Origin of the sequence: Hymenobacter sp. BT491 (assembly GCF_014349165.1) — a bacterium.
GTDB classification, from domain to species: domain Bacteria; phylum Bacteroidota; class Bacteroidia; order Cytophagales; family Hymenobacteraceae; genus Hymenobacter; species Hymenobacter jejuensis.
The window spans coordinates 282,661-294,280 of record NZ_JACSJJ010000003.1; the positions used below are offsets into that span (position 1 = coordinate 282,661).

General features: G+C 59.7%; 11 protein-coding genes. 5 read left to right on the top strand and 6 right to left on the bottom strand.

Features of this window, described 5'->3' with window-relative positions; translation table 11 throughout:
- The first annotated feature begins 46 nt into the window (after positions 1–46).
- The 5 genes from H9I52_RS12705 to H9I52_RS12725 all read left to right on the top strand — a co-directional run bounded on the left by H9I52_RS12705 (position 47) and on the right by H9I52_RS12725 (position 6,190).
- On the top strand, positions 47–943 hold the full coding sequence (locus tag H9I52_RS12705; protein ID WP_187454183.1) for a universal stress protein: 897 nt from the start codon (positions 47–49) through the stop codon (positions 941–943).
- Between the two features lie 72 nt (positions 944–1,015).
- Positions 1,016–3,685 carry a cation-translocating P-type ATPase gene (locus H9I52_RS12710; RefSeq protein WP_187454184.1) on the top strand — a complete coding sequence of 890 codons (2,670 nt, stop codon included), beginning with the start codon at positions 1,016–1,018 and terminating at the stop codon, positions 3,683–3,685.
- Between the two features lie 62 nt (positions 3,686–3,747).
- Positions 3,748–4,386 (top strand): SRPBCC family protein, encoded by a 639-nt coding sequence (locus H9I52_RS12715; protein ID WP_187454185.1) that lies wholly within the window; start codon positions 3,748–3,750, stop codon positions 4,384–4,386.
- Between the two features lie 60 nt (positions 4,387–4,446).
- Entirely contained in the window at positions 4,447–4,659 is a 213-nt protein-coding gene (locus tag H9I52_RS12720; protein ID WP_139516206.1) for a DUF2892 domain-containing protein, read from the top strand.
- 55 nt (positions 4,660–4,714) lie between these two features.
- Positions 4,715–6,190, top strand: coding sequence for a L,D-transpeptidase family protein (locus tag H9I52_RS12725; protein WP_187454186.1), 1,476 nt, complete (start codon positions 4,715–4,717; stop codon positions 6,188–6,190).
- Positions 6,191–6,214: 24 nt separating this feature from the next.
- Here the strand turns inward: H9I52_RS12725 and H9I52_RS12730 are convergent, their stop codons facing one another.
- The 6 genes from H9I52_RS12730 to H9I52_RS12755 all read right to left on the bottom strand — a co-directional run bounded on the left by H9I52_RS12730 (position 6,215) and on the right by H9I52_RS12755 (position 11,020).
- The gene (locus H9I52_RS12730) at positions 6,215–7,195 is read right to left on the bottom strand and encodes an MlaD family protein (RefSeq protein WP_187454187.1); all 981 of its coding nucleotides are present in this window, start codon (positions 7,193–7,195) and stop codon (positions 6,215–6,217) included.
- A 44-nt stretch (positions 7,196–7,239) separates the two neighbouring features.
- A complete protein-coding gene (locus H9I52_RS12735; protein ID WP_187454188.1) occupies positions 7,240–8,019 on the bottom strand; it encodes an ABC transporter ATP-binding protein in 780 nt (259 codons plus the stop codon).
- Between the two features lie 45 nt (positions 8,020–8,064).
- A complete protein-coding gene (locus H9I52_RS12740) occupies positions 8,065–8,406 on the bottom strand; it encodes a hypothetical protein (RefSeq protein WP_187454189.1) in 342 nt (113 codons plus the stop codon).
- Between the two features lie 81 nt (positions 8,407–8,487).
- Entirely contained in the window at positions 8,488–9,210 is a 723-nt protein-coding gene (locus H9I52_RS12745) for an MlaE family ABC transporter permease (protein WP_187454190.1), read from the bottom strand.
- A 113-nt stretch (positions 9,211–9,323) separates the two neighbouring features.
- The gene (locus tag H9I52_RS12750) at positions 9,324–10,085 is read right to left on the bottom strand and encodes an SDR family NAD(P)-dependent oxidoreductase (protein WP_187454191.1); all 762 of its coding nucleotides are present in this window, start codon (positions 10,083–10,085) and stop codon (positions 9,324–9,326) included.
- A gap of 44 nt (positions 10,086–10,129) precedes the next feature.
- Positions 10,130–11,020, bottom strand: coding sequence for a universal stress protein (locus tag H9I52_RS12755; protein WP_187454192.1), 891 nt, complete (start codon positions 11,018–11,020; stop codon positions 10,130–10,132).
- Positions 11,021–11,620: the final 600 nt, after the last annotated feature.

The window sequence follows — 11,620 nt, forward strand, 5'->3', positions numbered from 1 at the left end:
GCTCGATAGTCGTTGCTTTTGTCTCCTGCTTTCTTAACTCCCGATTATGATGCGCTTTTCGCTGGTGGTGCTCGGCGGCTTTTTTCAGGCCGCGCAACGAGCGGTGCAATATGCCGACTCCCTGGCCAGTGCTTTGGGCGGCCGCCTGGTGCTGCTGCACGTTAAGCGCGCTTCCCTCTTCGACCCGTACGTTTTCGTAGGCGAAACCATGCGCCGAGAAGAGCTTGATTCCGAGAAAGATACCGGCGCGCTACTGGCTCAGTTGGTGGGCAGGCTGCGCGCGCCCACTACGGTTGAGCTGACCACCGACTTGCTGCCCGAAGTAGCCTTCGACCTTGCTTCCCGGCACCAGCCGGCGTTGTTTGTGCTGGGCCTGCCGGCCACTGAGCGTACTTCCTCGGAGCTGCTGAGCACAGCCGCCCTCGACTTGCTGCGGTCTGCTCAGCTGCCTATGCTACTGGTGCCCGTCGCGACGGCTGCGTCAGCCTTGCCCCAACGGGTTCTGATTGCGGCCGACGGCGACGACTTTGCCTTGAAAGACTGCGCCGCCGTGAGTGAGCTGTTTCGGGCCTTGGCGCCAGAGCTGACCGTTGTGCACGTGTCACCCCTAGACGACGATGAAGCCTGCGCCCGTGCGCTGCGGGCCGTGCAGCGCAGCGGCCTGACGGCCGCCGTCCGCACCGTCGATTTGCGGGGCTACCAGCACGAAAATCCGAGCGGCGGCGTGCTGGAAGCCATCGGTGAGCAAGCCGCCGACCTTGTGGTGGTGCTGGCCCGCCCGCACAGCTACCTCGGCGAGTTGTTTCACCGCAGCGTCACGGCCCGGGTTATTGCGCAGAGTCCGGTTCCGGTGCTGGTCCTGCCGGTAAGCGAGCCATCGGCGCCACGGCGCAAACCGCTACACCTGTCGGCCGACGACGGCATGCTGTGGCCGGAAGTGTAGATTCATTTGATATTAAATTATTGATAATCAAATAATTATACCTATCTACACTATTCACTCATCGCTACTGTTATGCCCGTTTCTGTCGAAGCCCCACCCGTCATCGCTCCCGCCGCTGTTACGGGTCTCAGCGACGCCGAAGCTGCGCGGCGACTCGCCTCCTACGGTCCGAATGCAGTGGAAACCGTGGCCGATGAAAGCTGGCTGCGGGTGCTGGCGCGGCAGTTTCGGAGCCTCATCGTGGCCGTGCTGGGGGGCGCGGCCATTTTTTCATTTGCTTTCCACGACCTAGCGGAGGGCTATGCCATTGTGGGCGTCATTCTGCTCAATGCCCTGATCGGCTTCTGGCTCGAATGGAATGCGCAGGCCTCGATGGCGGCCTTGCGCCGGTTGGGGGTAAGCACGGCTCGCGTGCTGCGCGAAGGCCAGGTACGCGGCATCCCATCGGATCAGGTGACAGTGGGCGACGTGCTGCTGGTAGAAGCCGGCGAGGTAGTAGCCGCCGACGCCGAGCTGTTTGAAGCGCAACAGCTTCAGGTCAACGAATCGGCCCTGACCGGCGAATCCATGCCCGTCAGCAAGCAGCTTACCAAGGTAGCTGCCGACGCCCCGCTGGCCGAGCAAGTCAACACCTTGTTCAAGGGCACCGCGGTCGTCAACGGTACTGGCCGGGCCTACGTGACGGGCGTGGGCGGCACCACTCAGCTCGGTACCATCACGCAGATGGTGCAGCAGGCCCGCCACGCGGCGACGCCACTGGAGGCCAAGCTCGACCGCCTGGCCCAGCAGTTGGTGTTCATTACCGTGGGCTTGGCGGCGCTGTTTGTAGTAGCCGGCGTGCTGGAGGGCAAATCGACGTATCTGCTGCTCAAAACCGCAATTGTGCTGGCCGTGGCCGCTATTCCGGAAGGCATGTCCATCGTGGCGACGTTGGCCTTGGCCTACGGCATGCTGCGGCTGGCGCGGCGCAACGTGCTGGTAAAACGCCTGGCGGCTGTTGAAACCCTGGGCGGCACCGACGTTATTTTCACCGACAAAACCGGCACCCTTACACAAAATCAGATGGCTGTGCAAACCATCTGGCTGCCGGAAGGCCGGATAGAATTTACGCCCGGCGAAACGGAGATTGAGTTTAATGCCAACCCGTTGCTGCGCAGCGAAGCCTACCAGCACCTGCTGCGCGTGGCCGTGCTCTGCAACAACGCCACCTTCTCGCCGGCCGACGCCGATGCCACCCTAGGCGACCCGTTGGAAGTTGCGCTGCTCTCACTGGCCCACACCAGCCGCTTCGACGTGCCCGGCACCCAAGCCGCTTCGCGGCGGCTGGCCGAGCAGCCCTTTAACTCCGACACCCGCCTGATGGCTACGCTGCACGCCAGCGCCCACGTGCCGGCCTGGGTGGCCGTCAAAGGCGCGGCCGAAGAAGTGTTGCACCACAGCGCCCAGGTACAGACCGCCGACGGGCCGCAGCAGCTCACGGCAACCGAAACCGCGCTGTGGCTACACCGCGCCGAAGAGCTGGCCCAGAGTGGCTTGCGCACGCTGGCGCTCGCTTACCGCGTGCTCGATTCCGAAGACCAGCCGGACTGGGCGCACGAGTTGGTGTGGCTGGGTTTGGTAGCCTTTCTCGATCCGCCCCGGGCAGAAGTGATTCCGGCACTAGCCGCTTGTCAACATGCTGGTATTAGGGTGATTATGGTTACCGGCGACCACCCCGCCACCGCCCTCACCGTGGCCCGGCAGGTACACCTTTCCGCCGACCCTCACCCCACCGTACTCACCGGAGCGGAGCTGCTCAACCTGACGGCGCATCCCAACGGTGCCGGTCGCCGTCAGCTGTTGCAAACCACCGTATTCGCCCGCGTAAGCCCGGCCCAAAAGCTCGATCTGGTTAGCACTTATCAGCAGCAGGGACACATTGTGGCCATGACCGGCGACGGCGTTAATGATGCCCCCGCCCTCAAAAAAGCTGATATCGGCGTGGCCATGGGCTTGCGCGGCACTCAGGTGGCCAGTGAAGCTGCCGCTCTGGTGCTGCGCGACGATTCGTTTGCGTCGATTGTGGCGGCGGTAGAGCAAGGGCGCATCATTTTCACCAACATCCGGCGCTTCGTGCTGTATCTGGTTTCCTGCAATTTGAGCGAGCTGCTGGTGGTCACGACGGCTGGGTTGGTTGGTGTGGGCCTGGGATTGCTGCCCTTGCAGATCCTGTTTCTGAACCTGCTGACCGACGTATTCCCTGCCCTTGCCTTGGGGGTTGGCGAGGGCAGTGGCCGCGTCATGCAGCATCCGCCGCGCTCGCCCCGCTCGCCCGTCATGCGGCCCGGCGACTGGCGGCTGGCCACCGCCTACGCCGCCCTCATGACCCTGGCTTTGCTAACCAGTTATTTCACAGCCCATTATCAATACGAGTTATCGACTACGGTTAGCAACAACATCCTGTTTTATGGCTTGGCCACGGCCCAGCTGCTGCACGTTTTCAACATGGCCGGTATCGGTACGCCACTGCGGCACAACGACGTGTTTCGCAACCGCTACGTGTGGCTGGCGCTGGCGCTGTGCACGGGGCTGTTGCTGCTCTCCTACTTCCTGCCGGGCCTGCGCGAGCTGTTGGGTATTCAGCAACTAAACTCCCTGGCGCTGACCCTAATTGTAGCCCCCGCGATTGTCATGCTGGTATTTGGGCAGCTTCTGGGGTGGGCCCTGAGCCGATGGCAGCGCCGCCCTCGGGTGCCGCATTAGCCGAATTGCTCAGCAGCAAATGTTTATTTCACAATCACTTGATTATCAATAATTTACATGCCATGAAAGCTGCAACGGCGTTGGGCTGGATGACGTTCGCCTTGGCGGCTTACGCTTGGGTGGCCCGCCCGCGGTTGGCACGCTGGGGTGCCACCGCCGAGGAAATGCAGCTGGCTTACCCCGGCGACGAGCTGTTGCCGCACCCCACCTATTCCACTGTCCGGGCGATTACGGTGGCGGCACCACCCGCCGCCATCATGCCCTGGTTGCGGCAGCTAGGCGTAGATAAAGGCGGATTTTATAGCTACGACTGGCTCGAACGGCTCATTGGCCTGCCGGTACACAGCGCCGATGTGGTGCTGCCGCAGTTTCAGCAGCCGCAGCCCGGCGACGTGTTGCAGCTGGGCCCGATGGGCGGACCGCGCTTGGCGCGCCAGCCCGACGCGGAACACCTCGTCTTCTTCGGGCGCCTGGTACCGGGCACCGAAAACTTGTGGTCGTTTCACCTGCGGCCGCTCTCCCGGATGCGCACCCGCTTGGTGGCCGTGTCGCGCTTTCGTTACCCACCCACGATCCCCAACTTCCTGCTGTGGCGCGGGGCCGTCGAGCCCTTGCACGCACTGATGGAAGCCCGGATGCTGCGCGGCATTCGCGCCCGCGCCGAACATCTGGCACAACAGCAGCGGGCGTTGGCGGCTTGAAAAAGCGGCCAACGCCCGCCCGTTTTGGTATGCGTTTTCGACCCTAATGCTGTGTCAATCATGCATCAAAATCTAAGTTCCTTCGATCGGGTGATCCGCATTCTGCTGGCTACCGTCCTGACCGGCATCATCTCGCGGCAGGACCTGAGCACGCCCATGCTCATGGCCTGGCTTCTCCTGCCGCTCGCCTTGCTGGCGACGGGCGTTGCCGGCTACAGCCCGCTGTACGCCCTGTTGGGCATTAGCACGCACCGCCGTCGGCCACAAAGCTGACCCGCTGTCGCGAGCCAACGCATGTTTTTCTTCCAACCTTATTCGTTATTTGGTTATGCGCTTGATAATGTGCGTGTTGCTCGTCGCCTTCCTGACTACTGCATTTGCTACGCTACCCGAGCGCCCTGCGGGTGGCCAAGGCCGTGTAAGGCCGCTCCAAACCAAGCCCAATTCGTTGCCGGCCCATATTCAGTTGCTGTTGCTCGACACGGCCGACAAGCCGCCGCGCCGCGTGCCGCTGGCCGAATTGCAGGGCGATCAGTCATTTTATGCGCTGCGCAATTACCAGCCAGCCTGGAGCGCAGGCCTGGAAATCGGCACAATAGGCCGGGCGGCGTTGGCATTGCTGACGCGGGCCGAAGACTTCGGCCTGCAACCTCGTCGCTACCAGGCCTCGGCGCTCCAGGCCTTAGCCGATTCGCTGGCGTTGCCCTCGCCGCCGGCGCGCCACGTAGCGCAGCAGGCGCGCTTCGAAGTGCTGCTCACCGACGGCGTGCTGCGGTTTGCGCGGCACCTGCGCCGGGGCCAGCTCTACGCCTTCACCCCGTCGCCCTTGGAGCAACCCGAAGCGCCGTTTGAGCCTGCGGCGTGGGTAGCACGGGCACTCATGGCCCCCGACTTCGCGACGGCCTTGTTGCGCTGCCAACCTCAGCACCGCGAGTACCAACAGTTGCAGCAAGCACTGGCCAACTGGCGACAGCAACCCGCAGGACCTGACCCGGTGGCCCATCGGCGACAAGAGCAGCAAATGGCCCTGACCCTAGAGCGCTGGCGCTGGGTTGCCATTCCCGATTCCGATTATATAGTAGTAAACCTGCCTGCCTACCGCCTGGAGGTGGTGCGGCGGGGCCGGGTCGTGTACACACACCGCCTGCTTATTGGGCGCGCCAGCACGCCCACGCCTACGTTCAGCAGCCGGCTTGCGTCTTTCACGGTGGCACCTGAGTGGCGGGTGCCGCGCAGCGTTGCCGTGCAGCAAATCCTGCCCTATTTGCAGGAGAACGCGAAATTTCCTTCGGAGCACGATTTTCTAGCCGACAACAACTACGCCCTGTACGATGCGCAGGGTCGGGAGCTGGACCCCAGCACCATCAACTGGCTACAGGTTACGGAGCAGAATTTTACTTATGCCATTCGCCAAAAGCCGGGGTGCGGTAACTTGCTGGGTAACATTGTGTTCCGATTTGCCAACCCCTACGGGCTCTACATCAGCGACACCTCCGAACCCAAAGATTTTGAGCGCACGTACCGGGCGCTGGCCGAAGGATGTATGCACGTGGAGCGCCCGATGCGGCTGGCGGCCTATCTGCTGGGCCCCGACAGCACCCGGGCCGCATTGCCCAAAGACGGCGAATGCGAAGCCAATCCTCGCTCGCGCACCTTTTACCTGAAGCGCCCGCTGCCGCTGCACGTTCGGTATGCCACGTGTGCCGTTGTGGGTGGCAAGCCGCGCTTTTACGCCGATGTGTATGGTCGGGATGCGCTTTTGCGGCGCCAGTTGTTCGGCACCAGAGCAGCCACGATATTGTAAAATATTATTTAGCAATAAGTTATCTTACCTGCCCACTGATTCGGCGGCGCGCGCTTGTTGTTTTTGCTGACGACGAAAGTAGCCGCGCAGCAAGAAATTATGTTGCAAAGCATCCATGCTGCGGCTGAAACCGGCCGTGCCCTGCTCGACGTGGCGCATGCTCTGGCGTAGCTGCCGGCTGAAGACCGTATCGGTGAGTAATGTATTGAGCGGCCCCGCCTCGGTTTGCACCTGGTGCTGCAAGCCAGCCAAGGTACTGGCCAGCGTATCGGAGGCGCCCGCCAGCTGCCGCGTGGTATGCCGAAGCTGGCCGGCAAAAGCAGTGTCGGTGAGCAAGTAGCCGGCCGGCCCGCGGCCCTGGCGTACGCCCAAGGTAAGCTGTTGCACATCGCGCGCGGCCGCCTGTAACTGCGCTGTAGTAGCTTCTAGGTGGCGTAGGCTTTGGCGGGCATTGGTAGCCAGTTGCTGGTCGTCGAGGAGCTGCCAGAGGGCCTTGCTGTTGTTGAGCTTGCCGGTAATCTGGCGCAGGTCCTGCGTGATGCCCACTAGGTTTTTGTTCGACACGTTGAGCGTGCTAAGCATGCCATCGATGGTGGGCGGCGTGGACGTGCGCAGCACATCTCCGGGCGCTACGGGCGGCGCGGGCGCGGCCACTGCGTTTAGGTTGACGATGGTGTTGCCCACCAGCCCATCGGTACCGATGGAAGCCACGGCGTTTTTCTTCACAAACGGCCGCACCTCGCGGTTTAGGTTCATCACCACGCGCACGGTGCTGTCGTTCAGAATCTGGATGCGGTGCACGGTGCCCACGTCGATGCCGCCCAAGCGTACGTTGTTGCCGGTAAGCAAACCCGATACGGTTCGGAAGTCGGCCTGCACTTGCAGCGAGGAGCTAAACAGATTCTGCTTGCGCCCGAGCAGAAAGAGAATGGCGATCAGACAACCCAGCCCAGCCAGTACGAACAGGCCCAGGCGGATGTGGTTACTGGCGTTGCGTTCAGGCATGGTCTGCGGGTCTAAAAAAGTAAGAAGCGATAGGCCGAAGCATCTCACGCGAAAAACTCGTGTACCACCGGATCGGGCCGCTGCTGTAGCTCGGCAAAAGTGCCTGCGGCGTAGCAGCGGCCCTGTTCAAGAAGGGCCACGCGGTCGGCTGTGAGGCGCACGCAATTCATGTCGTGCGAAATGATCAGGGCGGAAGTGTTGTATTTCTGCTGCACCTCCCGGATCAGTTCGTCGATTTCGCGGGCCGTTACCGGATCGAGTCCCGTGGTGGGTTCGTCATAGAGAATGATTTCGGGCCGCAGAATGAGCGTGCGGGCCAGCGCAATGCGCTTGCGCATGCCACCCGAAAGCTCAGCGGGCATCATATTGGCCGTTTGCGCCAGCCCAACGTCGTCGAGCGCCTGCCGCACCAATTCGGCTTCTTCACCGCGCCGATGTGCCAGCCAGTGGCGGCGCAACGGAAAAAGCAGGTTTTCGCGCACACTCATCGAGTCGTAGAGGGCATTGCTCTGAAACAGAAAGCCGACTTTGGCGCGCAGCTGATCGAGCGCCGCGTGGTCGAGCAGCGCTACATCCTGCCCCAGCACCGTGATGGTGCCGGCATCAACCGGCAGCAACCCAATGATGCACTTGATCAGCACCGACTTGCCGGAACCCGATTTGCCCAACACCACCACATTTTCGCCCTTGTGTAGTGTAAGCGAAAAATCCTGCAACACGTGGTTTTCGCCAAACGACTTGCTGACGTGCGCAACCGTCAGCACCGCTTCGCGGGCACTGGGTGCGCCCGCCGGGGCAGGTTGGGTGAGAGTCTCGGGGAGCATGATGGCAGGGGGTAGAGCAAACTGGATATATTTCCGGCGGAAGTCTTACGGCTTCAGCAACTGGTAGACCGTGAGCAGCGCACTGATGAGGACCAGCGATGTATAAATCCGTTTGGTGTTCTTAGCCAGCCAGTTGGGCAGATAAATATCAAAGTTGTCGGCGGCCGAATCGGAGTAGCGCCGGGCCATCAGGGTCAGCGGGCAAAAGAAGTTGAACGCCAGCAACGTCAAGCCTTCCAGCGCAATCAGGCCATACCCGAGCCACACCCACACGCCGATTCGGCCGCTGACGGCGGCGTAGAGCAGATAAAAAATGACGGCGTTGAAAAACAGCCAGATCAGCGTATGGACCGCTTTTATAATGCCCAAGGTTAACAGCTTTGCCATATCACTTTACAACTATTTGATAGACAAATACTTATAGATTTCCAAATTCGGTCGGCCTGCACGTCTTGCGGCGTCTTCCTCTTAATTCAATCCCAGCATGCCCGTCACTTGCACGGCCAGCAAGTCGAGGATGAAGATCACCAGCGACGACACCACCACGGCCGAGTTGGCAGCCTGGCCTACGCCTTCGGTTCCTTTCTCGGAGTAATATCCTTTGTAGCAGCCAATTATCCCGATGGCAAACCCAAAGAAGAAAGTCTTGATCACGGCCGGCAACACATCGCCGAAGGTGAGCCGGCTCAAAATGTTGTTGACAAACAGCGCGATGGTCGTCACACCCTTCAGGTTGATCCCGAGGTAAGAAGCGTACAGCGCGATGGCATCGGCCAGCAGCGTGAGCACGGGCAGCATAAGCGTGGTGGCCAGTACACGCGTGACTACCAAGTACTTAAACGGATTGGTGCCCGATACTTCCATGGCGTCAATCTGCTCGGTTACGCGCATCGAGCCCAGCTCTGCCCCGATGCTGGAGCCGATTTTGCCAGCAAAAATCAGGGCGGTGATGATGGGGCCCATTTCGCGGATGATGGTCAGGCCAACCATGGTCGGAATCCACGATTCAGCGCCGAATTGCGCCATGGTCGGCCGGCTTTGCAACGTAAGCACAATGCCCATAATAAAGCCCGTAATGCCCACCAAGGGCAGCGATTGGTAGCCAATCACGTAGCATTGATACAGCAATTCGGCCAGCTCATAGCGCGGCCGGAACCCCTCCCGGAAGAAGCGGCCGGCGAAGCGCGTCATCGCGCCTGTCTGATATAACAAGCTATTATCCAACACGTTGTAAATATCGTCAAATACCTATTCAGAATATAGCCCACTGCGTTAGCCGTAATAAGGCTGCGCGGAACAGCTCGCTACTGCGCCAAGTACCCTCCGTCCACCACAATGGCTTGGCCCGTCACGAAGGAGGCCTGATCGGAGGCCAACCAGAGCAACGCACCCGTGATTTCTTCCGGCTTGCCCATCCGCTGCAAGGCATGTTTGGCCGCAATCTGGTCGTGCAGTTGCTGGTTGTCTTCGATGCCGGCTTTGGTAAGCATGGGCGTTTCGATGAACCCAGGGCACACAGCATTAATGCGAATGCCCTGCGGACCATATTCAAGCGCAGCCGTTTCGGTCAGGCCAATGAGGCCGTGTTTAGCCGCCACATAAGCCGAAGCGCCCGCAAATCCCACTTTGCCCAAGATGGAAGCCATATTAATAATGACACCCCGGCCCGCCGCGACCATGGCTTGCAACTCGTATTTCTGGCAGTACCAGACGCCGCTCAAGTTGATGCCGATCACGCGCTGCCATTCTTCGTCCGGATAATCGGCGCTCAGCGCGGAGGCACCGCCCACCCCAGCATTGTTGATGGCCACATCGAGGCGGCCGAACGTGCTGAGCGTCTGCTGCACCAAGCGCTGCACGCTGGCTGGGGAGGCCACATCGCAGGCTACAAAGAGGCTGCGCGGCCCGGAGGCGCTAAGTTGTTGTGCCAAAGCTTGCCCGGCCTCTTCTATTACATCGGCCACTACTACGTGGGCTCCGGCCTGGGCAAAAGCCACTGCGGCTGCCTTGCCAATGCCTGACGAGGCACCGGTAATGATAACTACTTGGTTTTCAAATTGTTGCATATATTACTGATTTACAATTGATTACACACGAGACAACTACTTACTTAATAAGCCTTTAGATCAACAGACGGGTTTGGCTGCGTTTTGGCAATTGGACTGTGCTCTTCCAGTACAGGCAGCACAAGCATCGGCACCAAGCTGCGGCGTGCTACTTCCGCCGTGACGCTGTGATGAAAAAGGGCGCTTAGAAAACTGCGCGGCCGCGCAATGAGCACCAACAAATCGGCCTGCATTTCGGCCACGGCGCGCAGCACCCCAGTAGCCGGCGACGCATGCCGCACTTCGTGGGCGCATTCGTTTGGCACCGCCGGCAACAGGCCGCTCATCTGTACACTCGCCAGCGCCTGCCGCATCTCTTTTTCGGGTGCGGAGCTGGCCCGCGCTACGTGTACCACCGAGTACTCGGCCGCCCAAGCGCTCAGGATTGGCTTCAACGCCTCCGATTGTTTGCTTAGGTGGAAAGGTTCGCCGTCTACGGCTAAGGCTACCCGGTGCGGCAAGGTGGGATTGGATGTAGCCGCGGGCACCAACAGAAGCGGCAGTCGCGTGTCGCGCAAGGAGGGCAGTGCTTGGTTGAGCAGCAACCGATCCAGTACATCATGCTCCTCGTTCAGCCCCAGCACGAGCAACTCGGGTTGATATCGGGCAATCATTTCCGGCAACACCGCCGACAGAACGCCGCCCCACACTTCCACCGTCGTTTCTACGGGCAGTTGCTGCGCCAGCTCCGTGAGGGCGTCATTGATCTCTTGCGTGGGCGACAGATACATGACCGGCGTAACCATCATGCCTGAAGTAGGATCGATAACGGGCATGGTTTCAACATGCAGCAACACCAACTGAGCACCAGCCGGGGCGGCCAGCCGAGCGGCCCAGGCTGCCGCGCGCTGCGTGACATCCAGCAGATCGCTGATCACCAAAAAGGAAGGTTTCATAAGACGTATTACTGAATTGGGTATTCCATTCGCAAAGCATCCCAATCACCGACAGTGGCTTCGCAGCCAGCGTCTTCGCAGCTGTAGTTTTAGATGCAACAGCAGCTGCCAGCTCGACAGGATTTCGGAAGCCAAGTACCGCTGAACTTGCCTCCAAAACCAGAACTAATATCCTCTAAAACAATGACATATGTCATGTTATTTCGTCGTTCGCACTTGCCGTTTCTCTCAGCTCCCGAAATACTTGCGCTTGCGAAACCCATACAGCTAATTATCGCACACCAAACTATTGTCTAAGAAAGCAGCCTGACAATAACCATGTGTTTATCAAGCTTTTAAATCAGAACAATAAACATCTCATAGCCTTTATGCTATATAACTAGGCACTACATATTACTGTCACACCTTTTAAATCCCTACGCTCGCAGATCGATGTAAATTGGTAGCAATCTGATACACAAGACCTTATAAACCCGATACACCTATATACCAATCGAATTGGACGCAACAGTGATATGGATAAAAATTTGCTGCAATTTTATTATATTATTTATTTAAAAAACACAATATAATATCCGTTAACCTTTATTTTGACAGTAA